The organism is Parvibaculum sp., assembly GCF_049651025.1.
Lineage (GTDB): Bacteria > Pseudomonadota > Alphaproteobacteria > Parvibaculales > Parvibaculaceae > Parvibaculum.
This window is the reverse complement of sequence record NZ_JBASBH010000062.1, coordinates 46,501-64,989: the sequence shown is the minus strand read 5'-3', so window position 1 is coordinate 64,989 and position 18,489 is coordinate 46,501. Positions and strand designations below refer to the sequence as shown.

Here is an 18,489-nt window from a genome sequence, read left to right as displayed (position 1 = left end):
GCCGGGCGGGAGGGGACATGATCGTATAACATCGCACGGCAATTGATTAAAGGCGGGCAATCGCTTATTCAGCGCGGCATACAATGCCGCAGCGGAAGTTTCCCCCTATGGCCGGAACCGATCAGACCAAAATCGATCCATCACTGACACTGCCGAGCCCGGCAGTGATTCTGGTGGCGCCGCAAATGGGCGAAAACATAGGCACGGCGGCTCGCGCCATGCTCAATTTCAGCCTGACCGAACTTCGCCTCGTCGCGCCACGCGATGGCTGGCCGAACGAGCGCGCGCGCGCCGTCTCGTCGGGCGCCGATGTGGTTATCGACCAGGCGGCGCTTTTCGCGCGCACTGAGGAGGCGGTGGCCGATCTCGACTATGTCATCGCGACGACGGCCCGGCCGCGCGACATGGTGAAGCCCATTTTCACCCCTGAAATGGCAGCGGCCAAGCTTCGCGAGGTGATTGCCGCCGGCGGCAAGGCGGGCATCCTTTTCGGGCCGGAGCGGACAGGCCTCACCAATGACGACGTGGTGCTCGCAGACGCCGTTATGATGGTTCCGGTCAATCCGGCCTTCGCATCGATCAATCTCGCCCAGGCGGTCCTGCTGGTCGGCTATGAGTGGTTCAAGGCGGGGGACGAGACGCCGCCGGAGCGGGTGGACTATCAGGCGACGCGGCCGGCGACCAAAGAGGAGCTTTTGGGCTTTTTCGGGCATCTGGAGGGGGAACTCGACCGTTTCGGCTTCCTGAAGCCGCCGGAAAAGCGCCCGTCGATGATCCGTAATATCCGCAACCTTTTCCAGCGGGCGGGGATGAGCGAGCAGGAGGTTCGCATCTTCCGCGGTATCGTTGCCTCGCTGACCCGCAGGGTGCCGAAGGGCGAGGGGCCGGAGAGCTAAGTCATTGATTTGACAGCCCGCGTCTGCCGGGGTAGAAACCGCCACGAAACCGGCCCTGAGGGGCCGTTTTTTACTTTTACGCACCCGTGGGGAATGGCAACGCTTGAGCCTCTTCCCCTGTCGGCCCGCAAGGGCAAGAGGAGGGCGCGTTTCCATTTTTGACAGGAAACCGCGATGACAAAGCGCATTGAAGCTAAATACAAAATTGACCGCCGGATGGGCGAAAACATCTGGGGTCGCCCGAAGAGCCCGGTTAACAAGCGCGAATATGGCCCCGGCCAGCACGGCCAGCGCCGCAAGGGCAAGCTTTCGGACTTCGGCGTGCAGCTGCGCGCGAAGCAGAAGCTGAAGGGCTATTACGGCAATATTTCCGAGAAGCAGTTCCACGGCATCTACAAGGAAGCTTCGCGCCTTCGCGGCGACACGAACGAGCTTCTGATCGGTCTACTGGAGCGTCGCCTCGATGCGATCGTCTATCGTGCGAAGTTCGTCGCCACGGTCTTCGCCGCGCGCCAGTTCGTCAATCACGGCCACGTGCTCGTCAATGGCAAGCGCGTCACCATCGGCAGCGTTCGTCTGCGTGAAGGCGACGTCGTTGAAGTTCGCGAGAAGTCGAAGCAGCTTGCAGTCGTTCTCGAAGCTTCGCAGAGCGCCGAGCGCGATACGCCGGACTATCTCGAAGTCGACCACAACAAGATGACTGTGAAGCTCATCCGCGTTCCGAGCCTGGCCGATGTGCCCTATCCGGTGCGCATGGAGCCGAATCTGGTCGTCGAATTCTACTCGCGCAGCTAGTTTCAGCGCGCATCGAACAAACGAAAGGCCGCTCGAAAGAGCGGCCTTTTTTGTTGGCCTGTGAGAAGGGTGGGGTCGCCAAATGAAAAGGGGAACGCAGCCAGATGCTGCATTCCCCTTGTTCGGATAGCGGATTGTTTCGGTCTGTTCGGGTCAGGCCTGTGCGGCTTCGGTCGCGATGCCTTTGGCGGCGAGATATTCGCGCAGCTCGCCTTGCTCGAACATTTCGCGGACGATGTCGCAGCCGCCGACGAATTCGCCTTTGACGTAAAGCTGCGGGATCGTCGGCCAGTCGGAGAACTGCTTGATGCCTTCGCGAATTTCGCCGTCTTCAAGAACGTTGATGCCTTTGAAGGGGACGTTCAGGTAGGTCAGCACTTGCACGACGGCGTTCGAGAAGCCGCATTGCGGGAAGACGGGGGTGCCCTTCATGAAGAGAACCACGTCGCTGCTCTGAACTTCCTGACGGATGCGGTCGAAGACCGGATTGTCGCTCATCTGATGTCCTTCCGCGCTTCGCAAGCGCTGATCGATTTGTTGATCTCAATCTTCCGGCGCGGATGTCTGCAATGCCAGCGCATGCAGCTCCGTGCCCATACCACCCTTTAGCGCGTTGTAGACCATCTGGTGCTGCTGAACGCGCGTCTTGCCCTTGAAGGCCGCCGAAACAATGTTTGCGGCATAGTGATCGCCGTCACCGGCAAGGTCGCGAATATCGATCTTCGCGTCGGGCAGAGCCTGCCTGATCAGTTTCTCGATATCCGAAGCACTCATAGCCATGTCGCGACGTACTCCTGTTTTATTTACGCGTCGAGAAGGTCGGGTGCTGCCATATAGGCGGGGAACCAGCCTTCATGCGCGGTCTTGAGTTCGCTCAATGATATGGGGTTGCTGCCGACCAGTGTCAATTCGCTCCCGCCCGTGGCGCCGATGCGCTGGGCCGGGACGCCTGCCCTGGCGGCGCGTTCCACAAGGGAATTTGCCATGGCTTCGGGCAGGGTGACGATGTAGCGCGCCTGATCCTCGCCGAAAGCCCAGGCATGGAGCGGGAGATCCCGCGGCGCTTCGACCGTTGCGCCGATCTGGCCCGCCATCGCCATTTCGGCGAGCGTGACGAAGATGCCGCCATCGGAGACGTCGTGAACGGCGGTCAGCGAGCCCGCGCGGATTTCATCGCGAATGAAGTCGCCATTGCGGCGCTCGACTGCGAGATCGACCGGAGGCGGCGCATCGGCGGCGCGGCGTCCGACGATGTCGCGTGCGTAGATGCTCTGGCCGAGATGGCCTTTCGTTGCGCCGATGGCGACGATGACTTCACCCTTCGCCTTGAAGGCGACCGTCATGCGCTTGGCAATGTCGGGCAGGAGGCCGACGGCGCCAATGGCCGGGGTCGGCAGGATGCCCTTGCCGTTCGTTTCGTTGTAGAGCGACACGTTGCCGGAGACGACGGGGAAGTCGAGCGCGCGGCAGGCGTCGCCGATGCCCTGAATGCAGCCGACGAGCTGGCCCATGATCTCGGGCTTCTCGGGATTGCCGAAGTTGAGGTTGTCGGTGATCGCCAGCGGTTCTGCGCCAACGGCGGTGAGGTTGCGCCAGCATTCGGCGACAGCCTGCTTGCCGCCTTCGCGCGGATCGGCAGCGCAATAGCGCGGGCTGACGTCGAGCGTGAAGGCAAGCGCCTTGGGGCCTTTGCCGATGCGGATGACGGCGGCGTCGCCGCCGGGTCCGATTGCCGTATTGCCCTGAATGAGGTGGTCGTATTGCTCCCAGACCCAGCGACGCGATGCCATGTCCGGCAGGCCGACGATCTTCACCAGCGTCTCCGAAATATTGTTCGGGGCGGGGAGGTCGTCGGTAGAAAGCGTGGCGGGTGTCGGTGTCGGCACCCAGGGGCGATCATATTCCGGGGCCTGATCGCCGAGATCCTTGATCGGCAGGTCGGCGACGACTTCGCCATGGCGTTTGATGCGGAAGCGCAGGTCGTCGGTCGTGTGGCCGATCACGGCGAAGTCGAGGCCCCATTTGCGGAAGACCGCTTCGGCTTCTTCTTCCTTCTTCGGATCGAGCACCATGAGCATGCGCTCCTGGCTTTCCGACAGCATCATTTCATAGGCGGTCATGCCTTCTTCGCGGCACGGCACCTTGTCGAGATCGAGCTCGACGCCGAGATCGCCCTTCGCGCCCATTTCAACGGCCGAGCAGGTGAGGCCCGCTGCGCCCATGTCCTGAATGGCGATGACGGCGCCCGTTGCCATCAGTTCGAGGCAGGCTTCAAGCAGAAGCTTTTCGGAAAACGGGTCGCCGATCTGTACGGTCGGGCGCTTTTCTTCGGTGTCCTTGTCGAATTCGGCAGAGGCCATTGTCGCGCCATGGATGCCGTCGCGACCGGTCTTCGAGCCGAGATAGACGATGGGCAGGCCGACGCCTTTGGCCTGCGAATAGAAAATCTTGTCCGTATCGGCAAGGCCCGCCGCGAAGGCGTTGACGAGGCAGTTGCCGTTATAGCTTTCGTCGAAATTCACTTCGCCGCCGATGGTCGGCACGCCGAAGGAATTGCCGTAACCGCCGACGCCTGCAACGACGCCCGCAACGATATGGCGTGTGCGCGGATGATCCGGCGCGCCGAAGCGAAGGGCGTTCAGCGCCGCGATGGGACGCGCGCCCATGGTGAAGACGTCACGCAGAATGCCGCCGACGCCCGTTGCCGCACCCTGATAAGGCTCGATGTAGGAAGGGTGGTTGTGGCTTTCCATCTTGAAGATGATTGCCTGTCCATCGCCGATATCGACGACGCCAGCATTTTCGCCCGGGCCGCAAATGACGCGCGGTCCCGTGGTCGGCAGCGTGCGCAACCACTTCTTCGACGACTTGTAGGAGCAATGCTCGTTCCACATGGCCGAGAAGATGCCGAGTTCGGTCAGCGTCGGCTCACGCTCGATGAGATCGAGGATGCGCTGATATTCGTCGGGCTTCAGGCCATGCTCTGCAACGAGCTTCGGCGTAATCTTAACGTCTTTCGCAGTCACGCCACGGCCTCCAGCAGGCTTTCGAACAAGGCGCGGCCTTCGGTGCCGCCGTTAAGCTGCTCGATTTCATTTTCAGGATGCGGCATCAGCCCCATGACATTGCCGCGCTCATTCATGATGCCTGCAATATCGTTCAGCGAGCCATTCGGGTTCGTGCCTTCGGCGTAGCGGAAGACGACGCGGTTCTCGCCTTCGATGCGGGCGAGGGTTTCGGCATCGGCGAAATAATTGCCGTCGCCATGCGCGACGGGGCAACGCCAGACTTCGCCCTGCCGATATTTGCGCGTGAAGTTCGTGTTCGCATTGGCGACTTCGAGCTTCACATGACGGCAGACGAATTTCAGATGGCTGTTGCGCATCAGAATGCCGGGAAGCATTCCGCTTTCGCAGAGAATTTGAAAGCCGTTGCAGACGCCCATCACGTGAACGCCTTGCTCGGCCTTTTTCTTCACATCGTCCATGATGTGAGCGCGGGCGGCGATTGCGCCGGTCCGCAGATAGTCGCCATAGGAGAAGCCGCCGGGAAGGACGACGAGGTCGACCTTCGGCAGTTCCTTTTCGGCGTGCCAGACGGCAATTGGTTTCGTGCCAGTGATCTTTTCAAGCGCGTAAAGCATGTCGCGCTCGCGGTTCGATCCCGGAAAGACGATGACGGCGGATTTCATGCTTACTTCTCGTCAAACTCGATCGTGTAATTCTCGATGACGGTATTGGCGAGCAGCTTCTTGCTCATTTCGTCAATCGCCGCGTGGGCCTTGCCCATGTCGCTTTCCGCGATCTCGACTTCAAAGAGTTTGCCCTGACGCACGCTTGCGACATTGGGGAAGCCCAGTGAACCGAGCGCGCCTTCGATGGCCTTGCCCTGGGGGTCAAGCACACCGTTCTTCAACATCACTTTGATGCGGGCCTTCATTGGTCAGCTTATCCTTCGTTTATTGTCTAGATGCCCGTATCAAGTCCGGGCATGACCCCCGCCTTGCGGCGCAGATCATTTGACGAGAGTTGGGCCACGGCGTTTGGGCTCGTTCTCGAAGAGAATGCCGAGGCGGCGGGCGACTTCCTGATAGGCTTCCATCAATCCGCCCATGTCCTGGCGGAAGCGGTCCTTGTCGAGTTTGTCGTTGGTGCGAATATCCCACAAACGGCAGCTGTCGGGGCTGATCTCGTCTGCAAGTACGACGCGGACCATGTCGCCTTCATATAGGCGTCCGAACTCGACTTTGAAGTCCACGAGACGAATGCCGATGCCGAGGAAGAGGCCGGAGAGGAAATCATTGATGCGAAGCGCGAGCGCCATCATGTCGTCGATTTCCTGGGGCGTCGCCCAGCCGAAGGCCGTGATGTGCTCTTCGGAAACCATCGGATCCTGGAGCTCGTCGTTCTTATAATAGAACTCGATGATGGAGCGGGGAAGGGCGGTGCCTTCCTCGATGCCAAGACGCTTCGAGAGCGAGCCGGCGGCGACGTTGCGCACGACGACTTCACACGGAATGATCTCAACCTCGCGGATGAGTTGCTCGCGCATGTTGATCGAACGGATGAAGTGCGTCGGCACGCCGATATCGTTCAGCTTCGTGAAGATGAACTCGGAAATCCGGTTGTTGAGGACGCCCTTGCCCTCGATCGTTGCGTGCTTCTGATTGTTGAAGGCGGTCGCGTCGTCCTTGAAGTGCTGGATGAGCGTGCCCGGCTCGGGTCCTTCATAAAGGACTTTGGCCTTGCCCTCGTAAACGCGTCTGCGACGGCTCATGTCATGATTCCAATCAGTTGGCCCGATATTGCGGAGAATTCGGGTCGGTGCCACGAGGCGTCGGGAACGGCGGAGAGCGTGGAATCGCCCCTCCGGCTCGCGCGGAAGTTACCTTAAGCCCCCCGGGGATACAATGCGACTGCGCGGATAGGTCTCAGGTGAATAATTCGGCTATAAAACAGTAACTTAGCTAATTCGTCGCACGAATAGGCTCAGCCGAGGATGACAGTTGATTTGGTGCGCGGGCGCGGTTATGCCTAAGCCTGCATCAAGTTCGTCGTTTGGAGTGCCCATGACCATCTTCGACAAGCGCGAAGACAGTTTCGAGAAGAAGTTTGTCCATGACCGCGATCTGCAATTCAAGGTTGCAGCGCGCCGGAACAAGCAGCTTGGCCTTTGGGCGGCTGGCCTTATGGGCCTGAGCGGCGACGCCGCCGAAGCCTATGCCAAGGAAGTCGTCGTTGCCGATCTTGCCGAAGCGGGCGACGAGGACGTGTTCCGCAAGATTCGCGGCGATCTGGACGCCAAAAGCGTCGCGCTGCCGGATGACCAAATTCGCAGCAAGATGGAAGAGCTCTTCGCTGCTGCGAAGGAACAGGTGCAAAACGAGGGCTAAGGCTCTCTTTCACTCCGCCTGTTGCATGTGAACTCGGCCTGTAGCCCGAGAGCGATGCCGCTTGCGCTGCAAAAGGCGCTCGGCTTCAACGTGGCCTGGCCGCTACTATGGCGGTTCAGTCAGCGTAGCGGGGGCATTATGGGCATGGCGCGAATTCGCAAGGGTCTTCTGGCGATTGCCGCTGGCCTCTTTCTCACTTTCTTTCTCGTCGGGCACGGCGCGTTTGCGGCAGAGGCCGGCTGGACGCATTACGGCGGAGATGCGGGCGGTGAGCGCTATGTCGCCGCAAGCGAGATAACACCTGCAAATGTTGCGGGGCTGACGGAAGCCTGGCGTGTCTCGACAGGCGCACTCAACGGCAAGTCCGAGGCGGTGCGCAAGCGCTATGCCTTTGAGGGAACGCCGATCCTCGCCGACGGCCATCTCGTTCTGTGCACGCCGTTCAACGAGGTCATGGCGCTCGATCCGGAAAGCGGCGCGGTGCGCTGGCGCTATGATCCGAAAATCTCTCTCGATAGCAAACCTGCCAACCAGTTCATCTGCCGCGGCGTGACCTATTGGAAAGATGCGGCGGCGCGCGCCGATGCCGTTTGCGCGGCGCGTATTTTCATGGGCACGAATGATGGCCGCCTCATCTCGCTCGACGCGAAGACAGGTGCGCCTTGCGCTGATTTCGGCAGCGATCCCAAACATCCGGGCCAGATCGATGCCGGTGCCGATCGACCTCTGATCTGGCCGGGTGAATTCCAGATCACGTCGCCGCCGGTTGTCTCCCAAGACACGCTGATTGTCGGCTCGGCCATCGGCGACAATGCGCGTGTCGATGCGCCCAAGGGCGCAGCGCGCGCATTCGATGCGCGGACGGGCAAGCTGAAGTGGAGTTTTGATCCTGTTGCGCGCGGCGCAAAGGAAAAGCCCGGCAGTTGGGTTCCCCAAGAGGCGGCGCATACGGGTCAGGCGAATGTCTGGGCGCCGATGTCGGTCGATGAGGCGCGCGGGCTCGTGTTCCTGCCGACGACGAGCCCGAGCCCGGATTTCTTTGGTGGATTGCGAAAGGGCGATAACGCCTATGCAAATTCCGTCGTCGCGCTGAAGGTGGCGACGGGTGACGTCGCCTGGTCGTTCCAGACGGTGCATCACGATGTTTGGGACTATGACCTTCCCGCGCAGCCGACGCTTGCGACGCTGACGCGCGAGAGCAAGCCGGTCGATGTTGTGGTGCAGGTGACGAAGACCGGTTTCATGTTCGTGCTGGAGCGCGATACGGGAAAGCCGTTCTTCGAAGTTGAGGAGCGACCCGTGCCGCAGGGTGGCGCGCCGGGCGAGGCGCTGTCGCCGACCCAGCCTTTTCCCGTGAAGCCGCCAGCACTTGTGCCGCAGAAACTTGAAAAGGGAGGTGCATGGGGCGTCGCGTTTTTCGACAAGCGGGCTTGCAATGCAAAGCTCGAAAAGGCGCGCTCGGAAGGCATTTTCACGCCGCCCTCGCTCCAGGGCACGGTCATCTATCCTTTCACGGGTGGTGGTGCAAATTGGGGCGGCATGGCGTTTGATCCCAAGCGCAAGATCGCTGTCGTCAACGTCAATATCGCCGCGCATATCGTGACGCTTTTTCCAGCGAGCGAATATAAGGGCCGCAAGGACGTGGACGGCCATGCCGAAATCTCACCGCAGATGGGCGCGCCTTTCGGCATGCGGCGCGATCTTTTCGTGTCGCCGCTCGGCCTGCCTTGCACGCCGCCGCCATGGGGCAAGCTCGTCGCCGTCGATCTCAATGACGGCACGATCAAGTGGAGCGAGCCGCTTGGCACGATCCGCGATCTGGCGCCTGTGCCTTTGCCGCTGAACTGGGGCGTGCCGAATTTCGGCGGGCCGCTCGTCACGGAAAGCGGGCTCATCTTCATCGGCGCGGCGATGGACAATTATCTGCGCGCCTTCAATGTCGAAACGGGCAAGGAACTCTGGAAGGGCCGTTTGCCGGCGGGCGGGCAGGCGACGCCAATGTCCTATGTCTGGAAGGGCAAGCAATATGTCGTCATCGCAGCGGGCGGCCATGCGCGTGCGGGAACGAAGATCGGCGACGAGGTGGTGGCTTACGCTTTGCCTGAGTGAAGAAGCCTCGTTAGTGTGCCCCGCGCATGGGGCTCTTGCGCTCTAGCCAGAGTTTGAGCACGAGAGTCACGAGGGCGAGCAGCGTCAGGATCGAGGCGGCGGCGAAAGCGCCGGTCGTGTTGTAGTCGTTGAAGAGCAGTTCGATCTGTAGCGGCAGCGTGTTCGTCTGGCCGCGAATGCTGCCCGAGACGACGGAGACGGCGCCGAACTCGCCCATGACGCGGGCATTGCAGAGGATGACGCCGTAGAGCAGGCCCCATCTGATATTCGGCAGCGTCACGCGCAGAAAAGTTTGCAGGCCCGTTGCGCCGAGCGAGACGGCCGCTTCCTCGTCTTCCGCGCCTTGCGTTTGCATGGTGGCGATCAGTTCGCGGGCAACGAAGGGGCTGGTGACGAAGAGGCTGACGAGGAAAATCGCCGGGATCGAGAACATGATCTGGATGTCATGCGCCTGCAGCCACGGCCCCCACAAGCCCTGCATGCCATAGAGGAAGAGATAGGCGACGCCTGCGACGATGGGCGAAACGGAATAGGGGATTTCGACCAGGGCGACGAGCAGCCCCTGTCCGCGAAAACTGTGGCGCGTCACGGCCCATGCCACGCAAATGCCGAAGACCGTATTGATCGGCACGACGACAATGGCCGTGAGGACGGTGAGCCAGACCGCATGCAGCGTTTCGGGCTCGATGATCTTTGCGGCAAAGATCGCGAGGCCCTCGCGCAGCGCCATCGTGAAAATAACGATGATTGGCAGGCCGAGCAGCAGCGCCGAGACGATTGCGCCGATGGTGATGAGGGTCCATTTGACGCGCGGCGATGCGCCGACGCGATTGCTTGGTTCTTGCCGCGTTCTGGTTTTCACCGTCATGCCTCGGCCTTTTTCGTGTAGCGAAGTTGCCAGACCTGAATGAGGTTTGTGAACAGCATCAGCGCGAAGGCCATGACGAGCAGCACGGTCGCGTAAGCGGCGGCGGCCTGATAATCGAATTCCTCGAGGCGGATGAAGATCAGCAGCGCCGTGATTTCGGTTTGCATCGGCAGATTGCCGGCGATGAATATCACCGCACCGAATTCACCGAGGCTGCGCGCGAAGCCGAGCGTACAGCCTGCAAGGAAGGCAGGCAGGATGGTGGGGAAAATTACGCGGGCGAATATCAGCAGATCGCTTGCGCCGAGCGAGCGGCCTGCTTCCTCCGTTTCGATGTCGATGTCTTCAAGCACGGGCTGCACGCTGCGCACGATGAAGGGGAGGCTCGTAAAGGCCATGGCGATGGCGATGCCCGCGGGCGCATAGGCGATCTTGATCCCCAAGGGTTCGAGATATTGTCCGAGCCAGCCATTGCGTGCGAACAGAGCGGTGAGCGCGATGCCTGCAACGGCGGTTGGCAGGGCGAAGGGCAGATCGACCAGCGCGTCGAGCAGGCGGCGGCCGGGGAATTCATATCGCACCAGAATCCATGCGAGCAGCAGGCCGAAGACGCCGTTGAAAAGCGTCGCGTAAAAAGCGGCGCTCAGCGTTACGCGAAATGATGCGAGCGCGCGGGGCGACGAGATGATGGCATAGAATTCGGCAGGGCTAAGGCTTGCGGCCTTCATCAGCAATGCGGCGACAGGCAACAGCACGATCAGCGCGAGATAGACGCCCGTGGTACCGAGTGTCAGGCCAAGGCCTGGCAGGGCGCGTTTTTGCCGTCGTGACATTGATCTATTTACTCAAGGATCGGAGAGCCCGAAGAGGACGAGGCCGCGCCGGTTGTGGCACGGCCTCCGGTCTTGCCGCCAATGCGTTTTAGCGGAGCGTGAAAAGCTGGTCGAGGATGCCGTCGCTTTTCAGATGTTCATCATTGACGCGCTTCCAGCCGCCGAAGACCTGATCCACGGTCAGAAGCTTCACTTGCGCGAACTGGCCAGCGTTCTTCTTCGCAATCGCTTCGTCGCGAACGCGGTAGAAGTGCCTTGCGATGATCTCCTGCGCGGCAGGCTCGTAAAGGAAGTTCAGATAGGCGGTTGCGACTTTGCGCGAGCCGCGCTTGTCCACGACCTTGTCGACGACGGCGACGGGGAATTCCGAGACGAGGCTCTGCGGCGGCGTCACGACTTCATAGCCGTCCTTCGCATATTGCCGGGCGATGCCATAGGCCTCTGCTTCGAAGGTGATGAGCACATCGCCGATGCCGCGCTCGGCAAATGTCGTCGTCGCGGCGCGTCCGCCCGTGTCGAAGACCTTCACGTTCTTGAAGAATTTGCGGATGAAGTCTTGCGTCTTCTTCACGTCGCCGCCATTCGAGTCCAGTTCCGAGGCATAGGCCGCGAGATAGGTGTAGCGGCCATTGCCGGAGGTCTTGGGGTTGGGGAAAACGATTTCCGTGCCGTCTTTGGCGAGATCGCTCCAGGTCTTGATGTTCTTCGGGTTGCCCTTGCGGACGAGGAAGACCTGCACCGAATAGAAGGGCGAGGCGTCATGCGGGAACTGCTTGCGCCAGTCGGCACTGACGAGGTTGCCCTTGTCATGCAGCACGTCGATATCGGTGACCTGATTGAAGGTAACGACGTCGGCCTGAAGGCCTTCGAGAATGGCGCGGGCCTGCTTCGACGAGCCGCCATGCGACTGGGTGATCGCAATGTCATGCCCGGATTTGGCTTTCCATTCTTTCTGGAAAACCGGGTTCAGCTCTGCGAACAGCTCGCGCGCCACGTCATAGGAGACGTTCAGGATGCTGTCGGCATCGGCGGCTTGTGCAGGCTGGGCCGAGAAGGCGGCGAGCCACATGGCAAGGGCGGCGGCGAGGGATTTCAGGATCATGCGGGGAGGTTGCGTCGAAATGGAGGTCATTAATACAAACTTTAAATGTTATTATGAGGTTAAACTATATCAAAATTGTAGAATATATAAACATCAAAAATTTAACGTGAAATAGACGCCGGACGCCATGCCTCACCCGGGGAAACCGACACGACCGGTTCGCGCCTTGCGGAGGCAAAGAGCGGTCAGTTCATTCTGGTGGACACGACGTAGCACCAATCATGCACAGCATGATTTGGCTTTTGTTCGGGTTTCACCGCTGCGGCTTGCTTTGCTTAATGTAGCATTTGAGCCGAACAAGAAGGGGAGGGCGTCTATGGCCAACTACAATAACGTATCGATTGAAAAGAACGGCGCGGTGGCGCTTGTGAGGTTTGACCGGAAGGGCGCGCGCAATGCGTTCAATCAGGAAACGATCCTTGAGCTGACCGATGTTGCCCGACAGTTTCAGGAGGACCTCACCGTCCAGGCCGTAGTTCTGACAGGAACGCGGGAAGCCTTTTCTGGCGGTATCGATCTAAAGGAGCGCGCTTCGCGGACGGTGACGGCGGGCTCCGATCTTGAATTGCGCCAGACCTATTATCGAGGCGTCAAACTTTGCCAGGCTTGGGAAGACATGCCGCAGATAACGGTGGCGGCGATCGAAGGCATGGCAGTCGGCGCAGGCGTCGCGCTGCCGCTGGCTCTTGACTGGCGCGTGATGGGGCGCGACGCGTTTCTTTATGTGCCGGAAGTGAAAATCGGCATCAATCTGCAATGGGGCGCGTTGCCACGCCTTGTGACACTGGTGGGGCCCGCACGCGCCAAGCGTATCTGCATCCTTTGTGAACGGATGGGATCTGCACATGCGCTTGACTGGGGGCTGGTCGATGAGCTGGCCGACGATGGCAAGGTCGTCGAGGCTGCTTTGGCGCTGGCGGGCAAGGCAGCGGCTATGCCCGCACCTGCGGTACGCATGGTGAAAGAGGCGGTCAATGCAACGGCGAACGCGTTGCACAAGGTGAGCGCTTATGCAGATGCGGACCAGAGCCAGTTGTCCACGAATTTCCGCTCGGCGCAGGCGGAGAGTGACAAGTTCGTGAACAAGAAGTGAGGGCAGGCGGATGGAAATTCATCCATCCGCCCTCATCAAGTTCAAATCACAAGGCAGGAACCGCTTTCCTCAACCGCATGGCGATCTGCTCCAGCGAGAGAAGGTGGTTGCCCTCCTTGGCGACGTCATAGACGGCGGTGTTCACGGAGCGGACGAGCTTGCGAACGATCGCGCCGGTTTCCGGATGCGTATCGACGTCGATGACGTTGAAGCAGCAGGTGTTCTGATCGATGGAGGCGAATGAGGCGAGGCCCGTGTCGAAGGCCCAGCCGAGCACGAGGCGATTGATGCCCCCATGCGCGACGAGGGCGAGCGTGTCCCATGTGTCTTCGGCCAGCAGCAATTCGAGGCCGGCGATGACGCGGGCATTTACTTCTTCAAAGCTGTCGCCGCCGACATAGCGGGCGCCGGGAATGGCGGCATCCTTGAAGGCATAGGCAAGCTGGTTGAGGTCGGTGACGGCATTGCGCGTCGAGCTGTCGCCCTGAAATTCGACGAAGGCATCGTTCTTTTCGACGTCGATGCCGCGGCCTTCGAGGATCAGCGTTGCCGTTTCAACCGAACGCGGGAAGCTTGAAGAGACGGCGCGATCGAAGGGGATGTTCGCCAGCGCCTTGCCGGTCATCGTCGCCTGCTCGCGGCCCCAGGGCGTCAGGGGGACAATGGTTGAATCCGCAACGCGGATGCCCTGATCGTTGATGTAGGAGACGTCGCCGTGGCGAAACAGATAGATGCGGCGGCGGCGCGAGCCGTCGAAAGCGGTGCGAAGCATGAATCAGGCCCTCGAATGAATGTCGATGGCTGCAGTATAGGGCGGAATGTGACGGGGACGTGAAGGAAGATGGGTCCCGGGACCAAGTCCCGGGACGACACCTGATTATTTGCCCGCCTTGCCGAACACGCGCGCGAAAATCGTGTCGACGTGCTTGGTGTGATAGCCAAGGTCGAAGAGGTCTTCGAGTTCCTTGTCGGAAAGCTTCGCGGAGACGTCCTTGTCTGCTTTCAGCAGTTCAAGGAAGTTTCCTTCACCGCGCCAGACGGGCATGGCGTTACGCTGGACGAGGCGGTAGCTGTCTTCGCGGCTGACGCCTTTTTGCGTGAGAGCGAGAAGCACGCGCTGCGAGTGGACGAGGCCGCCGAGCTTGTCGAGGTTCTTCTGCATGTTCTCGGGATAGACGAGAAGCTTGTCGATGACACCGGCAAGGCGCATCAGCGCGAAGTCGAGCGTCACGGTCGCGTCCGGGCCGATCATGCGTTCGACGGAGGAATGCGAGATGTCGCGCTCATGCCAGAGGGCGACGTTTTCCATTGCGGGGATCGCCATGCCGCGCACGAGACGGGCGAGGCCGGTCAGGTTTTCCGTCAGCACCGGATTGCGCTTGTGCGGCATGGCCGACGAGCCCTTCTGGCCTTCGGAGAAGAACTCCTCGGCTTCGAGCACTTCCGAGCGCTGCAGATGGCGGATTTCAGTGGCGACGCGTTCGACGCAGCTTGCGATGACGCCAAGCGTGGCGAAATACATGGCGTGGCGGTCGCGCGGGATCACCTGCGTCGAGACGGGTTCGGGCGCGAGACCCATTTTCTCGGCGACGTGTTCTTCAACGCGCGGGTCGATATTGGCGAAGGTGCCGACCGCGCCGGAGATGGCGCAGGTCGCGACTTCTTCGCGCGCGTGAACGAGGCGCGTGCGGCAACGCTCGAACTCGGCATAGGCTTGCGCGAGCTTCAGACCGAAGGTCGTCGGCTCGGCATGAATGCCGTGGCTGCGGCCGATGGTTGGCGTGTCCTTGTATTCATAGGCGCGGCGCTTCAGGGCGGCGAGCACGGCGTCGATATCCGACAGCAGAAGATCGGCGGCGCGGACAAGCTGCACGTTGAGGCAGGTGTCGAGCACGTCGGATGAGGTCATGCCCTGATGGATGAAGCGGCTTTCGTCGCCGACGAATTCCGACAGATGCGTCAGGAAGGCGATGACGTCATGCTTCACTTCGCGTTCGATCTCGTCGATGCGCTCGACGTTGAACTCGGCCTTGCCGCCCAGTTCCCAGATCTTCTTTGCCGCATCCTTGGGGATGACGCCAAGTTCCGCCAGCGCATCGCAGGCATGGGCTTCAATCTCGAACCAGATGCGGAATTTCGTTTCCGGGGTCCAGATCGAAACCATTTCGGGCCGCGAATAGCGGGGGATCATGGGCAAAGCCTTACGGTAAGTGCAGGGAATGACGAGGGTTTAGCAGATGGGGGGAGGGGGCTCAAGGGCGGCTCCGGTTCAGGCCATTTTGGGGCTGAACCCGGCCATTTCCCGGGTATGCTCAAGCCCTAAAAGGGAGCCGACTCAAAAACAGGGGGAGATAATGACCGTTCGTCTCAATCGCCGCACGTTTCTGGGCACTGCGGCTGCGAGCGCCATTGTTGCGGGCGCTGCGAGCCTCAGGCCGCCATTTGCCTATGCCAAGGAAAACTTCGGCAAGCTTGACGCAATGGCGCAGGCCGAACTCGTGCGTAAGAAGGAAGTGACGGCGCTCGAACTCGTCGACGCAGCAATCGCGCGCATCGAGGCCGTCAACCCCAAGGTCAATGCGGTGGTGACGGAGTTTTTCGACAAGGCGCGGGCGGCGGCCAAGGGCAAGCTGCCGGACAGTCCCCTGTCGGGCGTTCCCTATCTCATCAAGGATCTCGACGATGTGAAGGGCACGCGGCACACAAGCGGCTCGCGGCTTTTTGCAAACATGATTTCGGACAAGACCTCGCCTGTGCCGGAAAGCGCGATCAAGGCGGGGATGGTCATTCTCGGCAAAACCAATACGCCGGAATTCGGGCTGCTCGGCACGACGGAATCGCTGCTGCTCGGGCCGTGTCACAATCCGTGGAATCTCGAACATTCAAGCGGCGGCTCGTCGGGCGGTGCTGCGGCGGCCGTGGCATCGGGCATGTTGCCGGTCGCTCATGCATCGGATGGCGGCGGATCGATCCGTATTCCCGCATCGACGTGCGGTGTTTTCGGCATGAAGCCGAGCCGGGGGCGGATGAATATCGGATTGAAGATGGCCGCCGATATTGGCGTCGAGAACTGTGTCAGCCGCACGGTGCGCGACAATGCCATGGTGTTTTCGCTGTCGGAGGATCGTTCGCCGCTGAAGCCGGTGGGCTTTATCTCCGGCCCGTCAAAGAAGCGCCTCAAGATCGCTTTCAACACGGTCAATTATTACGGCAAGGAGCCGCATGAAGATGTGAAGGCGGCGGTGGAGGCGACTGCAAAGCTATGCGCCGGACTTGGACATGAAATCATCGAGGTGCAAAATCCGGTAAATGGTGAGGAGATGATCGACGCTTTCCTTACCGTCTGGGCGTCTGGCCCGGCCGATCTTCTACAGCTTGCAAAGAGCAAGGGGCTGAAGCCGGAAGACGTGCTGGAGCCCTGGACCATCGGTCTCGCCGAATTCTTTGCAAGGAAGCCGAAGGACGCGCTGCAAAAGTCGCTCGCCTATTTTGCGGAGGCCGAAAAGAAGGTGAATGCCTTCATGGCGAATTACGACACGTGGCTGACGCCGGTGTTGCAGACGCCTGCGCCGAAGCTCGGCGACCAAGCGCCGACGGTTCCCTTCGATACGCTTTACAAGCGCACAATCGAATATGTCACCTACACGCCCATCCACAATATCGCGGGAACGCCCGCCATGTCGGTGCCGCTCGGCATGAGCAAGGACGGCTTGCCGATCGGCAGCCAGTTCGCGGCGGCGATGGGTGGCGAAGGGCTTCTCTACGCGCTCGCATACGAACTTGAGCAGGCACAGCCCTGGGCGGACAAGCACGCGCCGACTTACGCGAGCTGAATTCGCACTCGTAAGCTTCAGATCAACCCAAGCGATCTGAAGCTTGCGTGGCGGCCTTTGCCGATGACGAGGTGGTCGTGAATGGCGATGCCGAGCGGCTTTGCCGTTTCGATGATCTTCTTCGTCATCTCGATGTCGGCGGTCGACGGCGTCGGGTCGCCGGATGGATGATTGTGGACAAGGATGATCGACGATGCATTGAGCGCGAGCGCGCGCTTGACCACTTCGCGCGGATAGACGGGCGTATGGTCGATTGTGCCGGTCTGTTGCACCTCGTCGGCGATCAGCACGTTCTGGCGATCGAGAAAGAGAATGCGGAATTGCTCGAGCGCATTGTGGGCCATCGATACCGAGCAATAGTCGATGAGCGCCGTCCATGACGAAATGACTTCGCGCTTCATCACCTTGGCTTGCGTCAGCCGCAGGCTCGTTTCGCGCGCGATGTGGAAATCGATAATCGTCGCATCCTTAATGCCTTTGACTTCGCGCAGACGAGCGGGGTCGGCGTGAAGCACGGAGCCGAAGCTGCCGAAAAGGGCGATCAGCTCTTTGGCAAGCGGCTTCACGTCGCGGCGCGGAATGGTGCGGAAGAGAATGAGTTCAAGAAGTTCGTAGTCGGGAACGGCATTAGGCGCGGCCATGAAGCGCGCGCGCAGTCGCTCGCGATGGCCTGCGTGATGATCCACAAGTTGAGGGGCAGGCGTCGACGCGTCAGGCATAGGGAGGGAGGTCTAGTCCTGCAGGCGATTTGGTGAAGATTTCGCAGCCGTCAGCCGTAACGCCGATGGAGTGCTCGAACTGGGCCGAGAGCGAGCGGTCGCGCGTGACCGCCGTCCAGCCGTCGGCGAGGATTTTCACGCCCGGTTTGCCGAGATTGATCATCGGCTCGATGGTGAAGATCATGCCTTGCTTCAGCTTTGCGCCTTCGCCGCGTCGGCCGTAGTGCAGAATGTTGGGCATGTCGTGAAAGACGAGGCCGACGCCGTGGCCGCAGAATTCGCGCACAACGGAGCAGCGTTCGCTTTCGGCATATTCCTGGATCGCCGCGCCAATGTCGCCAAGGCTCGCGCCGGGCTTCACAGCTGCGATGCCGCGCATCATCGATTCATATGTAACTTCGCAAAGGCGCGCGGCTTTGCGCGGCACATCGCCGACGTAATACATGCGGTTGGTGTCGCCGTGCCATCCATCCAGAATATAGGTGACGTCGACATTGACGATGTCGCCTTCGCGCAAGGTGCGGTCGCTGGGGATGCCGTGGCAGACGACGTGATTGATCGACGTGCAGCAGGAATGGCGATAGCCGCGATAGCCGAGCGTCGCGGGGAGCGCGCCATTGTCGAGGCCGAACTCATAAACCGCACGATCGATATCGTCGGTCGTGACGCCCGGCTTGATGAAGGGCACGAGCATGTCGAGCGCGGCGCCCGCGAGGCGGCCAACCTTGCGCATGCCTTCGAAAGCTTCCGGGCCGTAGAGCTTGATCTGGCCGGTGTTACGCACCGGGGCGTCGAAAGCGTCGATGTAGTTCATGGACTTGTCCGCGAAATGTAGATTTCTACCAGCAT

General features: G+C 60.6%; 19 protein-coding genes. 6 read left to right on the top strand and 13 right to left on the bottom strand.

Going from position 1 to position 18,489, the window contains the following annotated elements; genetic code table 11:
- Positions 1 to 107: 107 nt before the first annotated feature.
- Together WA943_RS08735 and rpsD are read left to right on the top strand one after the other, a co-directional pair.
- Entirely contained in the window at positions 108 to 896 is a 789-nt protein-coding gene (locus tag WA943_RS08735; RefSeq protein WP_424469482.1) for an RNA methyltransferase, read from the top strand.
- Positions 897 to 1,070: 174 nt separating this feature from the next.
- Positions 1,071 to 1,691 carry a 30S ribosomal protein S4 gene (gene rpsD / locus WA943_RS08730; protein ID WP_424469481.1) on the top strand — a complete coding sequence of 207 codons (621 nt, stop codon included), beginning with the start codon at positions 1,071 to 1,073 and terminating at the stop codon, positions 1,689 to 1,691.
- 153 nt (positions 1,692 to 1,844) lie between these two features.
- On the opposite strand, the gene grxD is transcribed toward rpsD, so the two are convergent.
- The 6 genes from grxD to purC form a co-directional block, all read right to left on the bottom strand.
- Positions 1,845 to 2,189: a Grx4 family monothiol glutaredoxin gene (gene grxD / locus WA943_RS08725; RefSeq protein ID WP_424469480.1), complete on the bottom strand. Its 345-nt coding sequence runs from the start codon at positions 2,187 to 2,189 to the stop codon at positions 1,845 to 1,847.
- 45 nt (positions 2,190 to 2,234) lie between these two features.
- Positions 2,235 to 2,471 (bottom strand): BolA family protein, encoded by a 237-nt coding sequence (locus WA943_RS08720; protein ID WP_424469479.1) that lies wholly within the window; start codon positions 2,469 to 2,471, stop codon positions 2,235 to 2,237.
- 23 nt (positions 2,472 to 2,494) lie between these two features.
- A complete protein-coding gene (purL, locus tag WA943_RS08715; protein WP_424469478.1) occupies positions 2,495 to 4,717 on the bottom strand; it encodes a phosphoribosylformylglycinamidine synthase subunit PurL in 2,223 nt (740 codons plus the stop codon).
- The gene (purQ, locus tag WA943_RS08710) at positions 4,714 to 5,382 is read right to left on the bottom strand and encodes a phosphoribosylformylglycinamidine synthase subunit PurQ (protein ID WP_424469477.1); all 669 of its coding nucleotides are present in this window, start codon (positions 5,380 to 5,382) and stop codon (positions 4,714 to 4,716) included. The genes purL and purQ overlap by 4 nt, the downstream gene beginning before the upstream one ends.
- 2 nt (positions 5,383 to 5,384) lie before the next feature.
- Positions 5,385 to 5,630: a phosphoribosylformylglycinamidine synthase subunit PurS gene (gene purS, locus WA943_RS08705; protein ID WP_424469476.1), complete on the bottom strand. Its 246-nt coding sequence runs from the start codon at positions 5,628 to 5,630 to the stop codon at positions 5,385 to 5,387.
- 75 nt (positions 5,631 to 5,705) lie between these two features.
- On the bottom strand, positions 5,706 to 6,467 hold the full coding sequence (gene purC, locus WA943_RS08700) for a phosphoribosylaminoimidazolesuccinocarboxamide synthase (protein WP_424469475.1): 762 nt from the start codon (positions 6,465 to 6,467) through the stop codon (positions 5,706 to 5,708).
- A 292-nt stretch (positions 6,468 to 6,759) separates the two neighbouring features.
- Here purC and WA943_RS08695 point away from each other — a divergent pair, with 292 nt between their 5' ends.
- Together WA943_RS08695 and WA943_RS08690 are read left to right on the top strand one after the other, a co-directional pair.
- Positions 6,760 to 7,083, top strand: coding sequence for a DUF1476 domain-containing protein (locus WA943_RS08695; protein ID WP_424469474.1), 324 nt, complete (start codon positions 6,760 to 6,762; stop codon positions 7,081 to 7,083).
- Between the two features lie 54 nt (positions 7,084 to 7,137).
- Positions 7,138 to 9,192 carry a pyrroloquinoline quinone-dependent dehydrogenase gene (locus WA943_RS08690; RefSeq protein WP_424469473.1) on the top strand — a complete coding sequence of 685 codons (2,055 nt, stop codon included), beginning with the start codon at positions 7,138 to 7,140 and terminating at the stop codon, positions 9,190 to 9,192.
- A gap of 10 nt (positions 9,193 to 9,202) precedes the next feature.
- On the opposite strand, the gene cysW is transcribed toward WA943_RS08690, so the two are convergent.
- From cysW to cysP, 3 genes are all read right to left on the bottom strand, one after another.
- Positions 9,203 to 10,060 carry a sulfate ABC transporter permease subunit CysW gene (gene cysW, locus WA943_RS08685; protein WP_424469472.1) on the bottom strand — a complete coding sequence of 286 codons (858 nt, stop codon included), beginning with the start codon at positions 10,058 to 10,060 and terminating at the stop codon, positions 9,203 to 9,205.
- Entirely contained in the window at positions 10,057 to 10,893 is an 837-nt protein-coding gene (cysT, locus tag WA943_RS08680) for a sulfate ABC transporter permease subunit CysT (RefSeq protein ID WP_424469471.1), read from the bottom strand. Before cysT ends, cysW begins: the two co-directional genes overlap by 4 nt.
- An 88-nt stretch (positions 10,894 to 10,981) precedes the next feature.
- A complete protein-coding gene (gene cysP, locus WA943_RS08675) occupies positions 10,982 to 11,995 on the bottom strand; it encodes a thiosulfate ABC transporter substrate-binding protein CysP (RefSeq protein WP_424469497.1) in 1,014 nt (337 codons plus the stop codon).
- Positions 11,996 to 12,311: 316 nt separating this feature from the next.
- Between cysP and WA943_RS08670 the strand changes: the two genes are divergently transcribed.
- Positions 12,312 to 13,088 carry an enoyl-CoA hydratase/isomerase family protein gene (locus tag WA943_RS08670; protein ID WP_424469470.1) on the top strand — a complete coding sequence of 259 codons (777 nt, stop codon included), beginning with the start codon at positions 12,312 to 12,314 and terminating at the stop codon, positions 13,086 to 13,088.
- 46 nt (positions 13,089 to 13,134) lie between these two features.
- Here WA943_RS08670 and WA943_RS08665 read toward each other — a convergent pair whose 3' ends face one another.
- Positions 13,135 to 13,860, bottom strand: coding sequence for a histidine phosphatase family protein (locus tag WA943_RS08665; RefSeq protein ID WP_424469469.1), 726 nt, complete (start codon positions 13,858 to 13,860; stop codon positions 13,135 to 13,137).
- A gap of 105 nt (positions 13,861 to 13,965) precedes the next feature.
- Positions 13,966 to 15,279 carry an adenylosuccinate lyase gene (gene purB, locus WA943_RS08660; RefSeq protein WP_424469468.1) on the bottom strand — a complete coding sequence of 438 codons (1,314 nt, stop codon included), beginning with the start codon at positions 15,277 to 15,279 and terminating at the stop codon, positions 13,966 to 13,968.
- 163 nt (positions 15,280 to 15,442) lie between these two features.
- Here purB and WA943_RS08655 point away from each other — a divergent pair, with 163 nt between their 5' ends.
- Complete coding sequence (locus WA943_RS08655) at positions 15,443 to 16,921, top strand: amidase family protein (RefSeq protein WP_424469467.1); 1,479 nt, start codon at positions 15,443 to 15,445, stop codon at positions 16,919 to 16,921.
- Positions 16,922 to 16,938: 17 nt separating this feature from the next.
- Here the strand turns inward: WA943_RS08655 and radC are convergent, their stop codons facing one another.
- Together radC and map are read right to left on the bottom strand one after the other, a co-directional pair.
- Positions 16,939 to 17,640: a RadC family protein gene (gene radC / locus WA943_RS08650; RefSeq protein ID WP_424469466.1), complete on the bottom strand. Its 702-nt coding sequence runs from the start codon at positions 17,638 to 17,640 to the stop codon at positions 16,939 to 16,941.
- Positions 17,633 to 18,454 (bottom strand): type I methionyl aminopeptidase, encoded by an 822-nt coding sequence (gene map, locus WA943_RS08645; RefSeq protein ID WP_424469465.1) that lies wholly within the window; start codon positions 18,452 to 18,454, stop codon positions 17,633 to 17,635. The genes radC and map overlap by 8 nt, the downstream gene beginning before the upstream one ends.
- Between the last annotated feature and the right edge of the window lie 35 nt (positions 18,455 to 18,489).

Coding starts and splice junctions, on each gene's coding strand:
- WA943_RS08735 (WP_424469482.1), top strand. CDS start 108: ATGGCCGGAACCGATCAGACCAAAATCGATCCATCACTGACACTGCCG.
- rpsD (WP_424469481.1), top strand. CDS start 1,071: ATGACAAAGCGCATTGAAGCTAAATACAAAATTGACCGCCGGATGGGC.
- grxD (WP_424469480.1), bottom strand. CDS start 2,189: ATGAGCGACAATCCGGTCTTCGACCGCATCCGTCAGGAAGTTCAGAGC.
- WA943_RS08720 (WP_424469479.1), bottom strand. CDS start 2,471: ATGGCTATGAGTGCTTCGGATATCGAGAAACTGATCAGGCAGGCTCTG.
- purQ (WP_424469477.1), bottom strand. CDS start 5,382: ATGAAATCCGCCGTCATCGTCTTTCCGGGATCGAACCGCGAGCGCGAC.
- purS (WP_424469476.1), bottom strand. CDS start 5,630: ATGAAGGCCCGCATCAAAGTGATGTTGAAGAACGGTGTGCTTGACCCC.
- purC (WP_424469475.1), bottom strand. CDS start 6,467: ATGAGCCGTCGCAGACGCGTTTACGAGGGCAAGGCCAAAGTCCTTTAT.
- WA943_RS08695 (WP_424469474.1), top strand. CDS start 6,760: ATGACCATCTTCGACAAGCGCGAAGACAGTTTCGAGAAGAAGTTTGTC.
- WA943_RS08690 (WP_424469473.1), top strand. CDS start 7,138: ATGCCGCTTGCGCTGCAAAAGGCGCTCGGCTTCAACGTGGCCTGGCCG.
- cysW (WP_424469472.1), bottom strand. CDS start 10,060: ATGACGGTGAAAACCAGAACGCGGCAAGAACCAAGCAATCGCGTCGGC.
- cysT (WP_424469471.1), bottom strand. CDS start 10,893: ATGTCACGACGGCAAAAACGCGCCCTGCCAGGCCTTGGCCTGACACTC.
- cysP (WP_424469497.1), bottom strand. CDS start 11,995: ATGATCCTGAAATCCCTCGCCGCCGCCCTTGCCATGTGGCTCGCCGCC.
- WA943_RS08670 (WP_424469470.1), top strand. CDS start 12,312: ATGGCCAACTACAATAACGTATCGATTGAAAAGAACGGCGCGGTGGCG.
- WA943_RS08665 (WP_424469469.1), bottom strand. CDS start 13,860: ATGCTTCGCACCGCTTTCGACGGCTCGCGCCGCCGCCGCATCTATCTG.
- purB (WP_424469468.1), bottom strand. CDS start 15,279: ATGATCCCCCGCTATTCGCGGCCCGAAATGGTTTCGATCTGGACCCCG.
- WA943_RS08655 (WP_424469467.1), top strand. CDS start 15,443: ATGACCGTTCGTCTCAATCGCCGCACGTTTCTGGGCACTGCGGCTGCG.
- radC (WP_424469466.1), bottom strand. CDS start 17,640: ATGCCTGACGCGTCGACGCCTGCCCCTCAACTTGTGGATCATCACGCA.
- map (WP_424469465.1), bottom strand. CDS start 18,454: ATGAACTACATCGACGCTTTCGACGCCCCGGTGCGTAACACCGGCCAG.